18 protein-coding genes are annotated in these 18,974 nt (G+C 62.5%); 15 read left to right on the top strand and 3 right to left on the bottom strand.

Going from position 1 to position 18,974, the window contains the following annotated elements; all coding sequences use genetic code 11:
• Window positions 1–342 precede the first annotated feature (342 nt).
• The 5 genes from LDZ28_RS01675 (at window position 343) to LDZ28_RS01655 (ending at window position 4,751) form a co-directional block, all read left to right on the top strand.
• A complete protein-coding gene (locus LDZ28_RS01675; RefSeq protein ID WP_244827012.1) occupies window positions 343–1,008 on the top strand; it encodes a paraquat-inducible protein A in 666 nt (221 codons plus the stop codon).
• Window positions 1,005–1,691, top strand: coding sequence for a paraquat-inducible protein A (locus tag LDZ28_RS01670; RefSeq protein WP_244827011.1), 687 nt, complete (start codon window positions 1,005–1,007; stop codon window positions 1,689–1,691). The genes LDZ28_RS01675 and LDZ28_RS01670 overlap by 4 nt, the downstream gene beginning before the upstream one ends.
• Entirely contained in the window at window positions 1,684–3,351 is a 1,668-nt protein-coding gene (locus tag LDZ28_RS01665) for an intermembrane transport protein PqiB (RefSeq protein WP_244827010.1), read from the top strand. Before LDZ28_RS01670 ends, LDZ28_RS01665 begins: the two co-directional genes overlap by 8 nt.
• Window positions 3,348–4,070 carry a membrane integrity-associated transporter subunit PqiC gene (locus tag LDZ28_RS01660; RefSeq protein ID WP_244827009.1) on the top strand — a complete coding sequence of 241 codons (723 nt, stop codon included), beginning with the start codon at window positions 3,348–3,350 and terminating at the stop codon, window positions 4,068–4,070. The genes LDZ28_RS01665 and LDZ28_RS01660 overlap by 4 nt, the downstream gene beginning before the upstream one ends.
• 72 nt (window positions 4,071–4,142) lie before the next feature.
• Window positions 4,143–4,751: a glutathione S-transferase N-terminal domain-containing protein gene (locus LDZ28_RS01655; RefSeq protein ID WP_244827008.1), complete on the top strand. Its 609-nt coding sequence runs from the start codon at window positions 4,143–4,145 to the stop codon at window positions 4,749–4,751.
• A 422-nt stretch (window positions 4,752–5,173) separates the two neighbouring features.
• On the opposite strand, the gene LDZ28_RS01650 is transcribed toward LDZ28_RS01655, so the two are convergent.
• The 3 genes from LDZ28_RS01650 to LDZ28_RS01640 form a co-directional block, all read right to left on the bottom strand.
• On the bottom strand, window positions 5,174–5,731 hold the full coding sequence (locus tag LDZ28_RS01650; protein WP_244827007.1) for a TetR/AcrR family transcriptional regulator: 558 nt from the start codon (window positions 5,729–5,731) through the stop codon (window positions 5,174–5,176).
• A 163-nt stretch (window positions 5,732–5,894) separates the two neighbouring features.
• Window positions 5,895–7,031: a tRNA 2-thiouridine(34) synthase MnmA gene (mnmA, locus tag LDZ28_RS01645; RefSeq protein WP_244827006.1), complete on the bottom strand. Its 1,137-nt coding sequence runs from the start codon at window positions 7,029–7,031 to the stop codon at window positions 5,895–5,897.
• A gap of 14 nt (window positions 7,032–7,045) precedes the next feature.
• The gene (locus tag LDZ28_RS01640) at window positions 7,046–7,537 is read right to left on the bottom strand and encodes an NUDIX hydrolase (protein ID WP_244827005.1); all 492 of its coding nucleotides are present in this window, start codon (window positions 7,535–7,537) and stop codon (window positions 7,046–7,048) included.
• Between the two features lie 221 nt (window positions 7,538–7,758).
• On the opposite strand from LDZ28_RS01640, the gene LDZ28_RS01635 reads away from it, so the two are divergent.
• From LDZ28_RS01635 to ruvC, 10 genes are all read left to right on the top strand, one after another.
• The gene (locus tag LDZ28_RS01635; protein WP_244827004.1) at window positions 7,759–8,904 is read left to right on the top strand and encodes a Re/Si-specific NAD(P)(+) transhydrogenase subunit alpha; all 1,146 of its coding nucleotides are present in this window, start codon (window positions 7,759–7,761) and stop codon (window positions 8,902–8,904) included.
• An 18-nt stretch (window positions 8,905–8,922) separates the two neighbouring features.
• Complete coding sequence (locus LDZ28_RS01630) at window positions 8,923–9,243, top strand: NAD(P) transhydrogenase subunit alpha (protein ID WP_244827003.1); 321 nt, start codon at window positions 8,923–8,925, stop codon at window positions 9,241–9,243.
• Entirely contained in the window at window positions 9,244–10,686 is a 1,443-nt protein-coding gene (locus tag LDZ28_RS01625) for an NAD(P)(+) transhydrogenase (Re/Si-specific) subunit beta (RefSeq protein WP_244827002.1), read from the top strand.
• Window positions 10,687–10,842: 156 nt separating this feature from the next.
• Window positions 10,843–12,156: a class I SAM-dependent RNA methyltransferase gene (locus LDZ28_RS01620; RefSeq protein ID WP_244827001.1), complete on the top strand. Its 1,314-nt coding sequence runs from the start codon at window positions 10,843–10,845 to the stop codon at window positions 12,154–12,156.
• A gap of 327 nt (window positions 12,157–12,483) precedes the next feature.
• Window positions 12,484–13,881: an aminopeptidase P N-terminal domain-containing protein gene (locus LDZ28_RS01615; RefSeq protein WP_244827000.1), complete on the top strand. Its 1,398-nt coding sequence runs from the start codon at window positions 12,484–12,486 to the stop codon at window positions 13,879–13,881.
• 1 nt (window position 13,882) lies between these two features.
• Window positions 13,883–15,094 (top strand): UbiH/UbiF/VisC/COQ6 family ubiquinone biosynthesis hydroxylase, encoded by a 1,212-nt coding sequence (locus tag LDZ28_RS01610; protein WP_244826999.1) that lies wholly within the window; start codon window positions 13,883–13,885, stop codon window positions 15,092–15,094.
• A 257-nt stretch (window positions 15,095–15,351) separates the two neighbouring features.
• Window positions 15,352–16,443: a tRNA dihydrouridine synthase DusB gene (gene dusB, locus LDZ28_RS01605; RefSeq protein ID WP_244826998.1), complete on the top strand. Its 1,092-nt coding sequence runs from the start codon at window positions 15,352–15,354 to the stop codon at window positions 16,441–16,443.
• A complete protein-coding gene (locus LDZ28_RS01600; protein ID WP_040052966.1) occupies window positions 16,440–16,673 on the top strand; it encodes a Fis family transcriptional regulator in 234 nt (77 codons plus the stop codon). Before dusB ends, LDZ28_RS01600 begins: the two co-directional genes overlap by 4 nt.
• A 64-nt stretch (window positions 16,674–16,737) precedes the next feature.
• On the top strand, window positions 16,738–18,303 hold the full coding sequence (gene purH, locus LDZ28_RS01595; RefSeq protein WP_244826997.1) for a bifunctional phosphoribosylaminoimidazolecarboxamide formyltransferase/IMP cyclohydrolase: 1,566 nt from the start codon (window positions 16,738–16,740) through the stop codon (window positions 18,301–18,303).
• Window positions 18,304–18,414: 111 nt separating this feature from the next.
• Window positions 18,415–18,957, top strand: coding sequence for a crossover junction endodeoxyribonuclease RuvC (gene ruvC, locus LDZ28_RS01590; RefSeq protein ID WP_244826996.1), 543 nt, complete (start codon window positions 18,415–18,417; stop codon window positions 18,955–18,957).
• Window positions 18,958–18,974: the final 17 nt, after the last annotated feature.

The following is an 18,974-nucleotide window of genomic DNA, read 5'->3' as shown; positions in this document are numbered from 1 at the left end:
GCTGCGCGCTCTTTTGCTGCTACGTCGCACTGTTGCAACGAACTATTCCGCCCATGCAACGGTCGATTGATTCATTCGGCTTCAGTCGCCCGCACGCCCTGCAAGACGCCTATTACACGCCCGACCGACGCCCAATGAGGAATAACGATGGAGCATGCGCCAATATTCCCGCGCTCATTTCACCGCGTCCACCACCTGTCCGCGCCGCCAGATAAGCGTCAGTCCCGCGACGTTTGTTACCATGCTGCTTCCGATCGCGCTGGCTCGTAATTTGCTGTGCTCGCTCCGAGCCGATCTTCGCGGCGCCAGATCAACCCGCATCAGAAGGCTCGGCTTCAGACCATGAACGAGAACGAACCGGATGAACTCATTGCGTGCCACGAGTGTGACGCGCTCTTCAAGAAGCGCGCGTTGCCCCGGCATACGTCGGCGCGCTGTCCGCGTTGCGGTGCGCTGCTCTATCGCAGTATCGCGGGCAATCTCGATCGCATCAGCGCCATGACGCTCGCCGCGCTGATCACCTTCGTGATCGCGCAGGCGTTTCCCATCGTCGAACTGGACGCCAACGGCATCACTTCGCAGACCACGCTGATCGGTGCAATCGTTTCCTTGTGGAACGAGCAGATGGAGATCATCGCGGTGCTGGTGTTCTTCGCCACCATCTTCGCGCCGCTCGCCGAACTGCTCGCGCTGCTCTACGTGCTCGTGCCGCTGCGCGCGGGTTACGTGCCGCCGGGCTTCAATGCCACGTTACGCACCATTCAGTTCGTGCGTCCGTGGGGAATGATCGAGGTGTTCATGCTCGGCGTGCTCGTCACGCTCGTGAAGATGGTGAGTCTCGCGCGCGTGATTCCCGAAGCCGCGCTGTTCGCTTTCGGCGCGCTGACGCTGATGGTCGCCGTGGTCGTGAGCTTCGATCCGCAACGGCTGTGGGATATCGCCGAAAGGTTGCCCAAGCGCGCGGAACGCAGACAACGCATCGCACCGACGGTGAGGCAGAAATCATGAATCCGGATCAAACCAGCGCGGCCGTCGATGAACCCGAAGCGCCGCCTACGCTCTACACCACGGCATCGCGCCAGAACGTCGTGGCGTGCCACGCATGCGGTCTGGTGCAGCCGCTCGCGCATACCATCGAAAGACAGCGCTGCACGCGCTGCGACGCGGTCGTGCACCGGCGGCACCCGGATGCCATCGCGCGCACGTGGGCACTTCTTATCAGCGCGGCGATTTTGTACATTCCGGCGAACCTGTTTCCGGTCATGCACACGTCGTCCATTCTCGGCTCCGAGGACGACACCATCATGTCGGGCGTCGCGCTCTTCTGGAACGATGGCGACTATCCGCTCGCGGCAATCATCTTCATCGCCAGCATTCTCGTACCGATGATGAAGCTCGCCACGCTCGGCTTCCTGCTCATCAGCGTACAGCGACGCTCGGTGTGGCGACCGCGCCAGCGGACCACGCTCTTTAGAATCGTCGAAGGCATCGGACGATGGTCGATGCTCGACGTCTTCGTGGTCACGCTCACCGTCGCGCTGGTGCGTTTCAAGTCGCTCGCGGTCATCACGGCGGGACCGGGAACCATCGCCTTCGCTTCGGTGGTCGTGCTTACCATGCTCGCATCCATGCAATTCGACCCGCGCCTCATATGGGACAACATAGAACCGTCAGGAAAGAAACATGACTAGTGGCCAGGGGCCGAACGGGCCGAACGAATCCACGCGTGGTGACGAGCCGTCGAAACAACGCGGCGGACTGCCGCCCAATCTGCCGGAACCGGTGATCGAGCCACGCAGCCGCTGGCTGCCTTCGCTCGTGTGGGTCATTCCGCTCGTGGCGGCGTTGATCGGCATCTTTCTGGTGGTCAAGACCGTGACGAGCCGTGGACCGACGGTGACCATCAGCTTCGTCAGCGCGGAAGGGCTCGAGACCGGCAAGACCAAGGTGAAGTACAAGGACGTGGATATCGGCACGGTCAAATCGATCACGTTGTCGAAAGACCATTCACGCGTACTCGTCGATGTGCAACTTACCAAGGAAGCCACCGATTTCGCCGTGAAGGACACGCGCTTCTGGGTCGTGCGCCCGCGCGTGGCGGCGAGCGGGGTGACGGGGTTGTCCACCTTGCTCTCGGGTGCGTATATCGGTGTCGATGCGGGCAAGTCCTCCGAGGATCAGAGCTATTTCGTCGGGCTGGAGACGCCGCCCGCCGTCACGGCGGATCAGAAGGGCCACACTTTCACGCTGCACGGAGAATCTCTCGGTTCGCTCGATATCGGCTCGCCGGTCTATTACCGGCGCGTGCAGGTCGGTCAGGTGACGGCGTTTTCGCTCGACAAGGACGGCACCGGCGTCACCATGCAAGTGTTTGTCAATTCGCCCTACGATCAATACGTAGGCGGCAATTCGCGCTGGTGGCATGCGAGCGGCGTGGATCTGCGCCTGGATTCGAGCGGCTTCACGCTGAACACGCAGTCGCTCGCGACGGTGATTCTCGGCGGCATTGCGTTCCAGACGCCGCCGAACCAGCAGTCGGGTGCGCAGGCAAAGGACAACTCCACGTTCCGCCTCGCCGCCGACCAGGCCGACGCCATGCGCGATCCGGACGGCGAACCCGTGCACGTGGTGATGAACTTCAATCAGTCGCTGCGCGGCTTGTCGGTCGGCGCGCCGGTCGATTTCCGCGGCATCGTGCTCGGTCAGGTGACGGGTATCGGCGTGCGCTACGACCAGGAATCGCATTCCTTCATGATGCCGGTGACGATCGACCTCTATCCGGACCGCCTCGGCCGGCGCGCGAAGGAAGCGCTGCCCGACAAGGGTTCGCCGGCGAGCCAGGACATGCTCAATCTGCTCGTCAAGCGCGGTCTGCGCGGCCAGTTGCGCACGGGCAATCTGCTGACGAGCCAGCTTTACGTCGCGCTCGACTTCTTCCCGAAGGCGCCGGCCGCGAAGGTGCTCGCCAACACAGACCCGATCGAGTTGCCGACCGTGCCGAACACGCTCGACGAATTGCAATTGCAGATCGCCGACATCGCCCGCAAGCTCGACAAGATTCCGTTCGACGAGATCGGCACGAATCTGAACGGCTCGCTCAAGCAGGCCAATGCGCTCTTCAAGCAACTCGATACGGAAGTCGTGCCGGAAATGCGCAGCACGCTGACCGAGGCGCAGAAAACCTTCGGCGCGGCGCAATCGACGCTTTCGCAAGATTCGCCGGTCCAGTCCGACGTGCGTCAGGCCATGCAGGAACTCACGCGGACGCTGCAATCGCTCAATGCGCTCGCCGATTATCTGGAACGCCATCCGGAATCGCTGTTGCGCGGGAAAACGGGAGAAAAACCATGAGGTTCGTCGCGTCGTTGTTGACTCTGGGCGCGGCAGGCGTGCTCGCCGCCTGCGCCTCGTCGCCGTCGAGCCGCTTCTACACGCTCACCGGAACGGACGCGCCGGGCGCGGCTCCCGCGCAGCCGGCCTCGCTCTATTTCGAACTCGCGCCGGTGGACATGCCGCAGCAGGTCACGCGCAACCAGTTGGTCGTGCAGACGAGCCCCGCGCAGGTCAAGGTGCTCGAAACGGAACGCTGGGCCTCGCTGCCGTCCGACGAAATGCGGCGCGCGCTGTCCGCGGATCTGACACGCCAGCTCGGGGCAATCGATGTCTCGGGCACGGCGCGGCCGGAAGGAACGCCGCTGTATCGCGTGAAGGTGAACGTGCAGCGCTTCGAATCGTGGCCGGGCTCGCGGGCCGTGATCGACGCCGTGTGGAGCGTGCAGACATCGGCGGGAGCGCAGACGACGCTCACGTGCCGGACCGTGGCGCAGGAACGCGTCGGCGATGGTTTCGATGCGCTCGTAGACGGGCATCGGCAGGCGGTGAGCGAGATTGCATCGGCGATTTCGAGCGGCGTGCGAAGTGTCGCCGCGCTGCCGCCCGCGCCCGCCGTCTCGTCGTCCGCAAAGGGCAAGACGGCCGCCAGCACGCCGAGTGCGCCGCTCTTGCCGTGCCCGTCGGGGAATCTGGCGGCGTTGTCACCAGACGACACCCACGCGCGGCGTCCCCTGTAATTTGCCGATGGCTTGCGTGCGTCCGTTAAGATCATTCTCGACTGCATTAAGAAATGATCGCGAAGATAGATAATGAAACTGATCGGTTCGCACACAAGTCCATACGTCCGCAAGGTTCGGATCGTCATGGCAGAGAAGAAGATTGATTGCGAACTGGTGCTCGAGGACGTATGGGCATCCGATTCCAAGATCCACGACTACAACCCGCTCGGCAAGGTGCCCTGCCTGATTCTGGACGACGGCGAAGCGGTGTTCGACTCGCGCGTGATCTGCGAGTTCGTGGATACGCTCACGCCTGTCGGCAAGCTTCTGCCGCAGGAACGCCGCGAGCGCACCGAAGTGCGCTGCTGGGAAGCGCTCGCCGACGGCATGCTCGACGCCGCCGTGCTGATTCGCCTGGAAGGAGTGCTGCGTGAGGAAGGACAGCGCAGCGAGGCGTGGATCAAGCGGCAGCGTTTGAAGATCGACGACGGCATCCGCGCAATGGCGCGCGGTCTTGGCTCGAAGCAATGGTGCTCGGCGAACCGCTTCACGCTTGCAGATATCGCCTGTGGCTGCGCGCTCAGTTATCTGGATTTCCGCCTGCCGGAGTTGAATTGGCGCGATGCGCATCCGGCGCTCGATAAGTTTTACGCGCGGCTTGCGCAACGGCAGTCGTTCGTGGATACGGCGCCGGCTTGAACGCGAGCGGACGCTTCGCTTCCCAGATTGACGCGGCCTCGACGGCCGCGTTTGCTTTGTTGAACGCTGCGCGTGGCCCATTCAGCATTCGCAAATCGATCTTGTCACGATAATCGCGGCGAATTTGCGATTGTTTTGCGGCTCGCTTCGTACGACGATTGCTGCACGAAATCGTCGCTAATCCGTAATTCAAATTAAATCTACTGCTAGATAGATTTCGCAATATTTAAGCCTTTGCACATAATTAATATGCGACGGAATTCCAGCCGCAAGCTTTAAACGGGCGGCTACTGCCGCTCATTTGTCCGCACCGACCCGATTCAAAGGCAAATTAAAACACTTTTCGTCAAAATCTATCTATCTAGAGATAGATTACGCAACGCTAAAACCCATGAAATCCACATAGTTATCCACAGGGTTATCTACCGTCTGACAGCGTCGACAACTTCGTCCAGTCTGGCGCGCGTTTGAAACAGCCGGCAAGCAAGCAAACTGCCTTGAAATGCGGCATATAAGGCGCGCGCCGCCGCTTCTGGCTTGCCACCCGCATCGAGCGTGTCTTGCGCTTCACCTTCCGCGAGCACTTTCGCCAGCCAATTCTCGTTCGCCTTGAAAAAACCCTGCACGGCTTGACGAACCTTTTCGGGTAACGAATCGAAATCCGCCGAAAGCATGCCGCACAGGCACACTTGCTTCCCGTCGCCGAGAATGCGCCCAAACAGCTTCGTGTATCGATCGAGTTTTTTGTCGGCCGCCGCGGAACTGTCGATGGCATAAACCGACGACATGACATCCGCGCTGTAGGCGTTCACGGCTTCCAGCGCCAGGTCTTCCTTGGCCGGAAAGTAGTAATGGATGCTCGACGTCTTCACGCCGACCAACTCGGACAAGTCGCGATAGCTGAAGCCGTTGTAACCGCGCGTCATGATGAGCGTCTGTGCATGTTCCAGCAGTGCTTCGCGTACGGTGTTCTTGTCCATTGCGCAGTCTCCGGATTTTCTAACACTGATGATAGTTATCGCATCACACGTCGGAGAATTTATCTATCGCTAGATAGACAGTCAAGCACTTGTATCAAAAAAGCTTTATTGCGTCGGTGGAAGTCGGCGAGTTTCGAAGATCCCGAAAACTCGCCGATAAGCGTCAAAGCGCCTGCGTGGCCCACTGCTCCGCGCTCATCGCGGAAGTCTGCCCCGAAGCCGCCTGTTCGATGATGCCGCCACCAAGACACACATCGCCCTGATACAGCACCGCCGATTGCCCCGGCGTCACCGCCCATTGCGCGTCGTCGAAATGGAGCGCGAAGCGGGCATCGTCGGCGCGCGAGAAATGGCACGCGGCATCCTGTTGCCGATAGCGCGTCTTCGCGCCGCAAGCCGCGCCTTCTTCCGGCGCAAACCCGGCGACCCAACTCGTGTTTCCCGCTTCCAGCGTGTTCGACAAGAGCCACGAATGGTCATGCCCCTGCACGACATAAAGCGTGTTGCTCGCCATGTCCTTGCCCGCGACGAACCACGGCTCGCCGCTGCCGTCCTTCGCGCCGCCGATACCAATGCCCTTTCGCTGCCCAAAGGTATAGAACGCCAGTCCGATATGTTCGCCGACGACCTTGCCGTCCGGCGTCTTCATCGGACCGGGCTTGGTCGGCAAATAGCGATTCAGGAATTCGCGAAACGGCCGTTCGCCGATAAAACAAATACCGGTCGAATCCTTCTTCTTCGCGTTCGGCAAACCGATCCGGGCCGCGATCTCGCGGACCTGCGTCTTCGGAATTTCTCCGAGCGGAAACAGCGTCTTCGATAACTGCTGCTGATTCAACCGATGCAGAAAGTACGACTGATCTTTCGTGGAGTCGGTCGCCTTGAGCAACTGGAACAGGCCGTCCTGCTCGCGCACGCGCGCGTAGTGCCCGGTCGCGATGGTTTGCGCGCCGAGCGACATCGCGTGATCCAGGAACGCCTTGAACTTGATCTCGGCATTGCACAGCACGTCCGGATTCGGCGTGCGGCCGGCCGAGTACTCGCGCAAGAACTCCGCGAAGACGCGGTCCTTGTATTCGGCGGCGAAGTTCACGGCTTCCACGTCGATGCCGAGCAGATCCGCCACCGACACCACGTCGATCCAGTCCTGACGCGTCGAGCAATATTCGCCGTCGTCGTCGTCTTCCCAGTTCTTCATGAAGAGGCCGACGACGTCGTAACCCTGCTCTTTCAGAAGCCATGCCGTGACCGACGAATCCACGCCGCCCGACATGCCCACCACTACTCTGCGCTTGCTCATAGGAATACCGCGGCTCAAGTCTGCTTAAGAGGCGCGACCGGCGCGACCGAATGCGTATGAATGAAATCGAGCGGCACGCGCCGCCCGGATAAATAATCGTCAACCCGCTGCATGACGAGCGGCGTCCGATGCCGCTCGCTGATCGCGCGGAGCTCGTTGGCGGTCAACCACATCGCGCGGACAATGCCTTCGTCCAACGCCCGCCTCGCCGTCTCGCCGAGCGACTTGCCGCAAAACGTAAAGCTCAGATACGTGACATCGCCGCTCGCCCGCGTGAAGTGCGTCATGTAGGCGCCGACGAGGGCCTCGGGTTCGAAGCGATGCGCCGTTTCCTCCAGCGTCTCGCGGATAGCTGCCTGAACCAGCGATTCGCCTGCTTCCAGATGACCGGCAGGCTGGTTGATTTTCAGGCCGCTGGATGTGTGCTCCTCGACGACGAGGAAGCGTCCATCGGCTTCGATGACCGAAGCCACCGTGACGTGAGGAGCCCAAGTATCTGATTTCATGTTCGATATTTTATCGTGCCGACGCTCATCGCGCCCGGCGCCTTCGAAGCTCGCTCGTGAAACGAGTGACAACCCTCGGCGGGAAAGAACGAGTGCCGGATCGGCTCATTCTTCGGTTACAGTGGAGACAGCCGTTGATTCCAGCATTTGAAACGAAACTCAGCCCCGAGTTTCCTGACGCCAGCCCCGGCGCGGAAGCGAGAAGACAGGAGGATTCGAATATGCACATCGGAGTGCCTGCTGAAACGGGGGCGAACGAGGCGCGTGTCGCCGCCACGCCCGAAACGGTCAAGAAACTCGTCACTCAGGGGCATCGTGTTTCGGTGCAAAGCGGCGCGGGCTTGCGAGCGAGTTATGTCGACGACGCCTTCGCGCAATCGGGCGCCGATCTCGTCGATGCCGCCACCGCTTTTTCCGCCGAACTCGTTCTGAAAGTTCAGTCTCCGGGCATCGACGAACTCGCGTGGCTCACGCCGAGCGCCGTGGTCATCGGCATGCTCGATCCATTCAATACCGAAAACACCGCGCGGCTCGCCGCCACCGGCGTGACCGCGTTCGCGCTCGAAGCCGCGCCGCGCACGACGCGCGCGCAGAGTCTCGACGTGCTGTCGTCGCAGGCGAACATCGCGGGATACAAGGCGGTGCTCGTCGCCTGCCAGTATTACCAGCGCTTCATGCCGATGCTGATGACCGCCGCCGGCACCGTGAAAGCCGCGCGCGTGCTCGTGCTGGGCGCGGGCGTCGCGGGACTGCAGGCGATTGCGACTGCCAAGCGCTTGGGCGCCGTGGTCGAAGCGTCGGATGTGCGGCCAGCCGTGAAAGAGCAGATCGAATCCCTGGGCGCGAAGTTCGTCGATGTCCCCTTCGAAACCGACGAGGAACGCGCGGCGGCGGAAGGCGTGGGCGGCTACGCGCGGCCCATGCCGCCGAGCTGGCTCGCGCGTCAGTCGGCGCAGGTGCATGAACGCGCAAAGGCGGCGGATATCGTCATCTCGACCGCGCTGATTCCCGGCCGTCCCGCGCCCACCTTGCTGTCCGTGGAAACGGTCAAGCATATGAAACCGGGCTCGGTGATCGTCGATCTCGCGGCGGGACGCGGACCCGAATTCGACGGCCGTAAAGGCGGCAACTGTCCGCTCACCGAAGTCGATCAGGTGGTGATGAAGCATGACGTGCATATCGTAGGCTTCACGAATCTGGCGTCGATGGTCGCCACCGACGCCTCCGCGCTCTACGCGCGCAACCTGCTCGACTTCCTGAAGCTGATCATCACGAAGGAAGGCACGCTCAACATCGACCTTGCGGACGATATCGTCGCGGCCACGCTTCAGTGCCGCGACGGGCAAGTCACGCGCCCGGCGGCTTAAAAGCACACGGAGATCAACATGGACGTCATCAATCACACGGTGATCAATCTCATCATCTTCGTGCTGGCGATTTACGTCGGCTACCACGTGGTCTGGAACGTCACGCCCGCGCTGCACACACCCTTGATGGCGGTGACGAATGCAATCTCGGCAATCGTCATCGTTGGCGCGATGCTTGCGGTCGGTCTGACAATCGGCGGCGCTGGCAAGTTCTTCGGCACGCTCGCGGTGCTGCTTGCGGCGGTGAACGTGTTCGGCGGCTTTCTCGTGACCCGGCGAATGCTTGAAATGTTCAAGCGCAAAGAGCCGAGAAAACTCATCAAGAAAGAGGGCGCGTAAATGAGCATGAACGTCGTCACTCTTCTTTATCTCGTCGCTTCGGTATGCTTCATTCAGGCGCTGAAGGGCTTGTCCAATCCGAAGACCGCGCGCATCGGCAATACGTTCGGCATGGCGGGGATGGCGATTGCCATCGTCACCACGCTCGCGCTCATTGCGAAGCAGGCTTCCTATCTCGGTTCCAATCTCTCGCTCGGACTCACGCTCTTGTTCGCGGCGCTTCTGATCGGCGGCGCGGCGGGCGCCTATATCGCGGCGAAAGTCGAGATGACGAAGATGCCCGAACTCGTCGCCGCGATGCACTCGCTGATCGGGCTCGCGGCGGTCTGCATTGCGTATGCGGTGGTGTCCGAACCTTCGGCGTTCGGCCTTGCGCCGCCGGGCTATTACATGCCGTATGGCAATCGCGTCGAGTTGTTCATCGGCACGTTCGTCGGGGCGATCACGTTTTCAGGTTCGGTGATCGCGTTCGGCAAGCTGTCGGGCAAGTACAAGTTCCGGCTCTTTCAGGGCGCGCCCGTCACGTATTCGGGACAGCATCTCATCAACTTGCTCCTTGCCGTGGCGATGATCGGCTTCGGCGTGATCTTCATGCTGACGCAATCATGGTTGCCGTTCATCGTGATGACGTTGATCGCGTTCGCGCTGGGCGTGCTCATCATCATTCCGATTGGCGGCGCGGATATGCCGGTGGTCGTGTCCATGCTCAATTCGTATTCGGGCTGGGCGGCGGCGGGCATTGGTTTCTCGCTCAACAATCCGATGCTGATCATCGCGGGTTCGCTGGTGGGATCGTCGGGCGCGATTCTGTCCTACATCATGTGCCGGGCGATGAACCGCTCCTTCTTCAACGTGATTCTCGGCGGCTTCGGCGGCGAAGCGGGCGGCCCGGCGGTGGGCGGCGCGCAGGAACAGCGCCCGGTGAAATCCGGTTCCGCCGATGACGCGGCCTTCATGCTCGGCAATGCGGAAAGCGTGGTGATCGTGCCGGGTTACGGGCTTGCGGTGGCGCGCGCGCAGCATGCGCTGAAGGAATTGACGGACAAGCTCGTGGAGAAAGGCATCGACGTGCGCTATGCGATTCATCCGGTCGCCGGGCGCATGCCGGGGCACATGAACGTACTGCTCGCCGAAGCGGAAGTGCCCTACGAAATGGTGCAGGAGATGGACGACATCAACAGCGAGTTCGGGCAGGTGGATGTGGTGCTCGTGCTCGGCGCCAACGACGTGGTGAATCCTGCGGCGAAGACCGACCCGAAATCGGCGATTGCGGGCATGCCGATTCTTGAAGCGTACAAGGCGCGCACGATCATCGTGAACAAGCGGTCAATGGCGGCGGGCTACGCCGGGCTCGATAACGAACTGTTCTATATGGACAAGACGATGATGGTTTTCGGGGACGCGAAGAAGGTGGTGGAGGATATGATGAAGGCGGTGGATTGATCGCATGAAGCCGCCGCGACGACAGCGATAAACGCGCCAGCTTCAATCGAAGAACGCTGGCGCAGCCGGCTTTACGGGTTCACGCCCACCAACGGTGCGCGACCTTCGGATGGCCCCGCGTACAATACCGCCTTTACGCCATCCAGAATCCGCCTCATGTCCTCCCCCCTCTTCGACTGGTTTGTCCCCTGCCCGCGCGGTCTCGAAGCGCCGCTTGCCGCCGAGCTCGCCGAGATCGGGGAGCGCCATGTCGCAAGCGCGCCGTTATCCGGCGGCGGAACGCTTGCCGTCGGCGCACAGGTTCCCGGTGGCGTGCACTTCCGGGGCGGCTGGGTCGCGGGCATGGCGGCGAATCTGCATTCGCGTATTGCGAGCCGCGTGCTCTTGAAGATCGCGCAGGGCCCGTATCGCAACGAACACGATATCTACGAACTCACGCACCAGCAGCGCTGGGAGCAATGGTTCACGCCGAGCCAGACAATGCGCGTCGATCTCACCGCCATCAAGTCGCCGGTGAAGAGCCTCGAATTCACGACGCTGCGTGTAAAGGACGCCGTCTGCGACCGCCTGCGCGATGTTGCCGGCGCGCGCCCGAGCATCGACACCGCGCAGCCGGACGTGCGCGTGTTCGCGTTCCTCACGGTGAACGAATGCACGCTCTATCTCGATACCTCCGGCGAGCCGCTCTTCAAGCGCGGCTGGCGTCTGGACAAGGGCGCGGCGCCCCTGCGCGAAAATCTTGCAGCCGGCATCCTGCGTCTCACGGGATGGACGCCCGGCACGCCGCTCTTCGATCCGATGTGCGGCAGCGGCACCTTCCTCGCCGAAGCCGCGCAGACCGCGCTCGATATCGCGCCGGGTAGTGAACGGCGCTTTGGCTTCGAGAAGCTCAAGCCGTTTCATCCGGGCATGTGGCAGAAGCTCAAGTCGGCCGCTGGCGAAGCGAAGCGCGCCGCGCGCTCGGCGCGCTCGGAGTTGAACATCTTCGGCAGCGACATCTCCGGCGACATGCTGGAAAAGGCGCGCGCCAATCTGAGCCGCGCCGGTGTATCGAACCTGCAGCTCAAACAGGTCGATGCCCGCAACATGATGCCGCCCACGGAAGCGCCCGGCATTCTCGTGGCGAATCCGCCGTATGGCGAGCGGATCGAAGTGCGTGGACGCGGCCCACGCGGCGAGATTCGCGACACGCCGCGTTCGCGTCGCGACGATCGTGACGACGAAGAAGCCTTCGCGCGCGCTCAACCCGATCCCGCCGATACCGAATTCTTCATTTCCTTGGGCAACGCGCTCAAGCAACGCTTCCCGGGCTGGCGCGCTTACGTGCTGACTTCGGACCGCAAGCTGCCGGGCATGTTGCGGTTGCGCGAATCGACCAAGACGCCGCTCTTCAATGGCGCGCTCGAATGCCGTTTGTTCCGCTTCGATCTGATCGCGGGCAGCGTGCGGAATCGAGCGAGCGAAGAGTAAGCAGCTTGGTTGCGAGTAGGCGACACGTCGTAGTGCGGCGTTCGCCGCTTCGCTTCGGTGACTCGACTGCCGACAGCATGCATCACGGAAGTCGAAGACATGCGACGAATCAATCCGTAATGCTGCGTAGATCCATCGGGCCTGAGACCCTACGCATCGCCGCAAATCGACATTCCGCGCGCCGATTCGCCCGCGATGCAAGCACATACGCCCCGCGCGCTCCACTCGACCGCAAATTCCGCCCTACCCTCACCGTACTCACCGCACTAACCACCAGGCCGAATGGCCGAGTCCCCCTGCATCGAAACCCGGCGCTACAATCGGCGAATGAACTCACTCACCGAACTCGCCAGCCCCATCGCCGTCGACGTCTATCGCGGCCGCCGCGAACGCGTGCTCGCCGCGATGCGCGCCCAAGGCGGGGGCATCGCCGTCGTGGCTACCGCGCCGGAAGTCTTGCGTAACCGCGACGCCGACTACCCCTTTCGCCACGACAGCTATTTCTACTATCTGACAGGCTTCACCGAGCCCGAGGCAACGCTCGTGCTGAACGCGAGCGCGCAAGACGGCGAGCCTGCATCCATCCTCTTTTGCCGCGAAAAGAACGCCGAGCGCGAAACCTGGGAAGGCTTTCGGTTTGGCCCCGAAGCCGCGCGCGATGCCTTCGGTTTCGATGCCACCTTCGCCATCGATTCGCTCGACGAGGAGATGCCGCGTCTCATCGCGGACAGACCCGCGTTGTACTACGCGCTCGGGGCATCGGCGGAAGTGGACGCGCAAGTGCGCGGCTGGCTCGCCGCCGTGCGCGCGCAAGGCCGCAGCGGTGTTCGCGCGCCGGAAGAGGCACGCAATCTCCTGCCGCTGCTCGACGAGATGCGGCTCGTGAAAGACGCGCACGAAATCGCGATCATGCGACGCGCCGGGTCGATTTCAGCCGAAGCGCATCGGCGCGCCATGCGTGCGTGTCGTCCCGGCATGCACGAATACGAGATCGAAGCCGAACTGCTCTATACGTTCCGCCGACGCGGCGCGCAGGCGCCCGCTTACGGTTCCATCGTCGCGGCGGGGGCGAATGCCTGCGTGCTGCACTATCCGGCGGGCAATGCCATCGCGCGGGATGGCGACCTGATCCTCATCGACGCCGCCTGCGAACTCGACGGCTACGCCTCCGACATCACACGCACTTTCCCGGCAAGCGGTCTGTTCACGCCGCCGCAGCGCGAGCTTTACGACATCGTGCTGGCCGCGCAAAGCGCCGCCATCGAAGCGACCCGCGCCGGCGTCAGTTTCGACGCGCCGCATCAGGCCGCGGTGAAAGTGCTGTCGCAAGGTTTGCTCGATACCGGCATCCTCGATAAAGCGAAGTTCGGCAATGTCGATGACGTGATCGGCGAACGCGCCTTCGCGCGCTTCTACATGCATCGCACGGGGCACTGGCTCGGCATGGACGTGCATGACGCGGGCGACTATCGCAACGCCGACGGCCCGCGCGATGCGCAGGGCGCGCGCGAGTGGCGCACGCTCGCCGCGGGCAACGCGCTCACCATCGAACCAGGCCTTTACGTGCGCGCCGCCGAAGACGTGCCCGAGCGCTACTGGAACATCGGCATTCGTATCGAGGACGACGCCATCGTCACGCCCGATGGCTGCGAGCTACTCACCCGCGAAGTGCCCGTCGATGCCGACGAAATCGAAGCGCTGATGCGCGAATCGAACCAAGACTGATATGAACGACACGACCAGGCCCGTGCACGACGAAGGGCATTTCGACCATGACATCGCCATTGTCGGCGCGGGGCCGGTCGGGCTCGCGCTCGCGGGCTGGCTTGCGCGGCGCAGCGCCACGCAACGCTTGTCGATCGCGTTGATCGACGCACGCACGCCTGAAGCCGCCGCGAGCGATCCGCGTTCGCTCGCGCTCTCGCATGGCAGCCGCGTGATGCTTCAGCCGCTCGGCTTTCCCGCCGATGCCACGCCGATCCGCCGCATCCACGTGTCGCAGCGCGGGCACTTCGGCCGCACGCTGATCGAGCACGACGAACACGAGTTGCCCGAGCTGGGCTACGTGGTGCGCTACGGTTCGCTCGTCAGTGCGCTTGCCAGCGGGGTGCGCGCAACGAACGTGGACTGGCTCACGGAGACCTCCGCGCTGCCGCCGCTGCAGGACAACGAGGGCGTCACCTTGCCGCTCAAGTCTTCGGCGGGCGAACGCACGATCCGCGTGCGCGTGCTGGTGAACGCGGAAGGCGGGCTGTATCAGCAGACTTCGGGCGAGAGCGCCGTCTCGAACGAACGGCACGCGCGCGATTATGGGCAAACGGCGATCGTCGGTACGGTGAGCGTATCGGAGCCTCAGGCGAACGTGGCATGGGAGCGCTTCACGCGCGAAGGTCCGATTGCGTTGCTGCCCTGCGGCGGCGCGCGTCACGCGGACTATTCGCTCGTCTGGTGCGGTTCGCCCGACGAAGCCGCGCGGCGCATGCAGCTCGACGACTCGGCGTTTCTCGCCGAACTCGGCGATGCCTTCGGTACGCGCATGGGCCGCTTCACGCGCATCGCGTCGCGGGCGGCGTTTCCGCTCGGGCTCACCGCGCTCCACGCGCTGGTGGATCGCCGCACGGTCGCAATCGGCAACGCGGCGCAGACCTTGCACCCGGTCGCGGGTCAAGGACTGAACTTGGGCTTGCGCGATGCACGCGCGCTGTCGGATGCCTTGTCCGCCGATGGCGCGCGTCCGCTTGCGCTTCTGCGCTTCGCTCAACGCCGCGCGCTCGACCGGCGTCTGACGATCGGCGCCACCGATACGCTCGCGCGCATCTTCACGGTGGACTTCGCTCCGCTTGCCGCGATGCGCGGGCTTGCTTTGACGGCGCTCGAGTTCCTGCCGCCATTGAAGACGGCGCTCGCCCGTCAGATGATGTTCGGGCAAAGACGCTGATCCGCTTTCTATCTGTATTCGGCGGCCCGTCGCACGACGCGACGCCGCCTCATTCGTCAGCACAAAGCCCGACTTATCCTCTATGAGCTCGTCCGCTTTCATAGAAGATTTAAAGACTTGCGCGCGATTGCTCTTAATTTCAGCACCCGCTTCGCGTTAAAATACGCGTTTCCCTTCAGCACTAGCAAACGCTCGACGCAGCGCGGCGCTTTTCATGGCGCCTTGCTTTATGTCGTCGGCGCCACGCCCAAGCCTTCATGCCAAGCATTGGTTCACACGTTCTGCGCAACAACCTGTTCGTCGCCCCGATGGCAGGCGTCACCGACCGTCCGTTCCGTCAGCTCTGCAAGCGCATGGGCGCGGGCTACGCGGTGTCGGAGATGGTCGCTTCGAACGCGCAGTTGTGGAAGAGCGAAAAGACCATGCGGCGCGCCAACCACGCGGGCGAAGTCGAGCCGATCTCCGTTCAGATCGCGGGCGCCGACCCGCGGATGCTGGCCGAAGCCGCGCGCCACAACGTCGCGAACGGCGCGCAGGTCATCGACATCAACATGGGATGTCCCGCCAAGAAGGTTTGCAACGTCGCGGCGGGTTCCGCGCTCCTGCAGAACGAAGAACTCGTGGCGCGTATCGTCGAGACGGTGGTTCAGGCCGTCGGCGTAGGGCCGGATGCCGTGCCCGTCACGCTCAAGATTCGCACGGGGTGGAATCGCGAGAACAAGAACGCGCTAAATATCGCGCGGATCGCGGAAGATGCCGGCATCTCCATGCTCACCGTGCATGGCCGCACGCGCGCGGACCTCTATAAGGGCGACGCCGAATACGAGACCATCGCGGCCGTCAAGAACGCGGTGAAGATTCCGGTGGTCGCGAACGGCGACATCACGACGCCCGAGAAGGCGCGGCACGTGCTGACGGTGACAGGCGCGGACGCGATCATGATTGGCCGCGCGGCGCAGGGTCGACCGTGGCTCTTTCGCGAGATCGAACATTTTCTGACGACGGGCGAACGGCTGCCGCCGCCGCTCATCGAAGAGATCCAGCAGGTGATGAACGAGCACCTCGAAGATCACTACGCTTTCTACGGGGAATTCACGGGCGTACGGACTGCGCGCAAGCACATCGGCTGGTACACTCGCGGCCTTTCCGGCGCCAACACCTTCCGGCACCGGATGAATACGCTGGACACGACCAAAGAACAATTGCTCGCGGTCAACGAATTCTTCGACGCGCAAAAAGCGTTGTCCGACCGTCTGGTCTATGTCGACGAGAGCGGCGACGACTGCGACGCGGCTGCCGAAGAATCGTGCGGCGGGCATCACGACATAGACCGACAAAAAGCCGCATGAGCAGACATAACATCGAACAATGCGTCCGCCAGAGCCTGGACAATTATTTTCAGGATCTGGACGGCTCCAACCCGCACGACGTCTACGACATGGTGATTTCGTGCGTGGAAAAACCGCTGCTCGAAGTGGTGCTCGAGCAGGCAGGCGGCAACCAGTCGCTTGCGGCCGAGTATCTCGGCATCAACCGCAACACCTTACGCAAGAAGCTTCAGCAGCACGGATTGATTTGATTCATCGGACCGGGGCGTCCGCCCTGGTCTGGCCTGGCTATCCTTTTTGGTTTCAGTGTTCACCATGATCAAGCAAGCGCTCATTTCCGTTTCCGACAAATCCGGCATCATCGACTTCGCCAAATCGCTGGCGGAGCTTGGCGTCAAGCTACTCTCGACCGGCGGCACGGCGAAACTGCTGGCCGACGCGGGCTTGCCCGTCACGGAGGTCGCCGACTACACCGGCTTTCCGGAAATGCTCGATGGGCGCGTGAAGACGCTGCATCCCAAGGTTCACGGCGGCATTCTCGCGCGCCGCGATCTGCCGGAGCATATGGCGGCGCTGGAGAAGCACGACATTCCGACCATCGATCTGCTGGTGGTGAATCTGTATCCGTTCGTGCAGACCGTGGCGAAGGAAGAGTGCTCGCTGGAAGACGCCATCGAGAACATCGATATCGGCGGGCCGACCATGCTGCGCTCGGCGGCGAAGAATCATCGCGATGTCACCGTGATCGTCGATCCGGCCGATTACGCCACCGTGCTCGACGAAATGCGCGCGAATCACAACAGCGTGGCCTACAAGACGAACTTCCGTCTCGCCACCAAAGTGTTCGCGCATACCGCGCAATACGACGGTGCGATCACGAACTATCTGACGAGTCTGACCGAAGAGCTTCAGCACGCAACTCGCAATACGTATCCGGCAACCTTCAACGTCGCTTTCGAGAAGGTGCAGGATCTGCGTTACGGCGAGAATCCGCATCAGAGCGCGGCGTTCTATCGCGATCTCGCGGTGCCCGCTGGCGCGCTCGCTAACTACGAGCAGTTGCAGGGCAAGGAACTCTCGTACAACAACATCGCCGATTCCGACGCGGCATGGGAATGCGTGAAGACCTTCGACGCGCCCGCCTGCGTCATCATCAAGCATGCGAATCCGTGTGGCGTGGCGCTCGGCGCAAACGCGCACGAAGCCTACTCGAAGGCGTTCAAGACCGATCCTACGTCGGCGTTCGGCGGCATCATCGCGTTCAATCGCGAAGTGGACGAAGCGGCGGCGCAGGCCGTAGCCAAGCAGTTCGTCGAAGTGCTGATCGCGCCTTCGTTCAGCGATGCCGCGCGTGCGGTGTTCGCGGCCAAGCAGAACGTGCGTCTCTTGCAGATCGCGCTCGGCGACGGTCATAACGCGTTCGACCTGAAGCGCGTGGGCGGCGGGCTGCTGGTTCAATCGCTCGATTCGAAGAACGTGCAGCCGCATGAACTGCGCGTGGTGACGAAGCGTCACCCCACGCCCAAGGAAATGGACGACCTCATGTTTGCGTGGCGCGTGGCGAAGTTCGTGAAGTCGAACGCCATCGTGTTCTGCGGCGGCGGCATGACGCTTGGCGTCGGCGCGGGGCAGATGAGCCGCGTGGATTCGGCGCGCATTGCGGGCATCAAAGCGCAGAACGCGGGTCTCACGCTGACCGGCTCGGCCGTGGCTTCGGACGCGTTCTTCCCGTTCCGCGACGGGCTTGACGTCGTGGTCAATGCAGGCGCGACCTGCGTGATCCAGCCAGGCGGCTCCATGCGCGACGACGAAGTGGTCGCCGCTGCCGACGAGCACAATGTTGCGATGATTCTCACCGGCACGCGTCATTTCCGCCATTAATCGCTGCAGCATCCTTTATTATTGGCCTGTTTGCGCTGCCTGCTAATTGGCGGCACAAACAGGCCAATTTCATTTCGAACGACTGCCACGCCGGAGCGCATTTCCGCAAACATGAGAATTCTAGGCATCGATCCGGGCTTGCGCGTGACCGGCTTCGGCATCATCGACAAGTCCGGGCACTCGCTCACCTACGTGACGAGCGGCGTGATCAAGACAGCCGACGCAGACTTGCCTTCGCGTCTGAACACCATCTTCGAGGGCATTTCCACGCTCATCGGGCAGCACAATCCAGATCAGGCGGCGATCGAAAAAGTCTTCGTGAACGTGAATCCGCAGTCCACGCTGCTGCTTGGCCAGGCGCGCGGCGCGGCCATCTGCGGCATGGTGGCGAGCGGCCTGCCGGTCGCCGAATACACCGCGCTGCAATTGAAGCAAGCCGTGGTCGGCTATGGCCGCGCGACCAAGGAGCAAATGCAGCAGATGGTCGTGCGTCTGCTCGGCCTGACAGGCGTACCCAGCACCGACGCAGCGGATGCGCTCGGCATGGCGATCTGCCATGCGCATGGCGGCACCGGCCTCGCGGCGCTCGGCACCATCGCGCCGTCGCTGGCGAAAAAAGGCTTGCGCGTCAGGCGCGGTCGTCTCATCGGCTAATCAACCTCGATACTTAC

Source organism: Caballeronia sp. TF1N1 (genome assembly GCF_022878925.1).
Lineage (GTDB): Bacteria > Pseudomonadota > Gammaproteobacteria > Burkholderiales > Burkholderiaceae > Caballeronia.
Note: the sequence above shows the minus strand (reverse complement) of the source record. Positions and strands in the feature narration are given on the sequence as shown.

Coding starts and splice junctions, on each gene's coding strand:
- LDZ28_RS01675 (WP_244827012.1), top strand. CDS start 343: ATGAACGAGAACGAACCGGATGAACTCATTGCGTGCCACGAGTGTGAC.
- LDZ28_RS01670 (WP_244827011.1), top strand. CDS start 1,005: ATGAATCCGGATCAAACCAGCGCGGCCGTCGATGAACCCGAAGCGCCG.
- LDZ28_RS01665 (WP_244827010.1), top strand. CDS start 1,684: ATGACTAGTGGCCAGGGGCCGAACGGGCCGAACGAATCCACGCGTGGT.
- LDZ28_RS01660 (WP_244827009.1), top strand. CDS start 3,348: ATGAGGTTCGTCGCGTCGTTGTTGACTCTGGGCGCGGCAGGCGTGCTC.
- LDZ28_RS01655 (WP_244827008.1), top strand. CDS start 4,143: ATGAAACTGATCGGTTCGCACACAAGTCCATACGTCCGCAAGGTTCGG.
- LDZ28_RS01650 (WP_244827007.1), bottom strand. CDS start 5,731: ATGGACAAGAACACCGTACGCGAAGCACTGCTGGAACATGCACAGACG.
- mnmA (WP_244827006.1), bottom strand. CDS start 7,031: ATGAGCAAGCGCAGAGTAGTGGTGGGCATGTCGGGCGGCGTGGATTCG.
- LDZ28_RS01640 (WP_244827005.1), bottom strand. CDS start 7,537: ATGAAATCAGATACTTGGGCTCCTCACGTCACGGTGGCTTCGGTCATC.
- LDZ28_RS01635 (WP_244827004.1), top strand. CDS start 7,759: ATGCACATCGGAGTGCCTGCTGAAACGGGGGCGAACGAGGCGCGTGTC.
- LDZ28_RS01630 (WP_244827003.1), top strand. CDS start 8,923: ATGGACGTCATCAATCACACGGTGATCAATCTCATCATCTTCGTGCTG.
- LDZ28_RS01625 (WP_244827002.1), top strand. CDS start 9,244: ATGAGCATGAACGTCGTCACTCTTCTTTATCTCGTCGCTTCGGTATGC.
- LDZ28_RS01620 (WP_244827001.1), top strand. CDS start 10,843: ATGTCCTCCCCCCTCTTCGACTGGTTTGTCCCCTGCCCGCGCGGTCTC.
- LDZ28_RS01615 (WP_244827000.1), top strand. CDS start 12,484: ATGAACTCACTCACCGAACTCGCCAGCCCCATCGCCGTCGACGTCTAT.
- LDZ28_RS01610 (WP_244826999.1), top strand. CDS start 13,883: ATGAACGACACGACCAGGCCCGTGCACGACGAAGGGCATTTCGACCAT.
- dusB (WP_244826998.1), top strand. CDS start 15,352: ATGCCAAGCATTGGTTCACACGTTCTGCGCAACAACCTGTTCGTCGCC.
- LDZ28_RS01600 (WP_040052966.1), top strand. CDS start 16,440: ATGAGCAGACATAACATCGAACAATGCGTCCGCCAGAGCCTGGACAAT.
- purH (WP_244826997.1), top strand. CDS start 16,738: ATGATCAAGCAAGCGCTCATTTCCGTTTCCGACAAATCCGGCATCATC.
- ruvC (WP_244826996.1), top strand. CDS start 18,415: ATGAGAATTCTAGGCATCGATCCGGGCTTGCGCGTGACCGGCTTCGGC.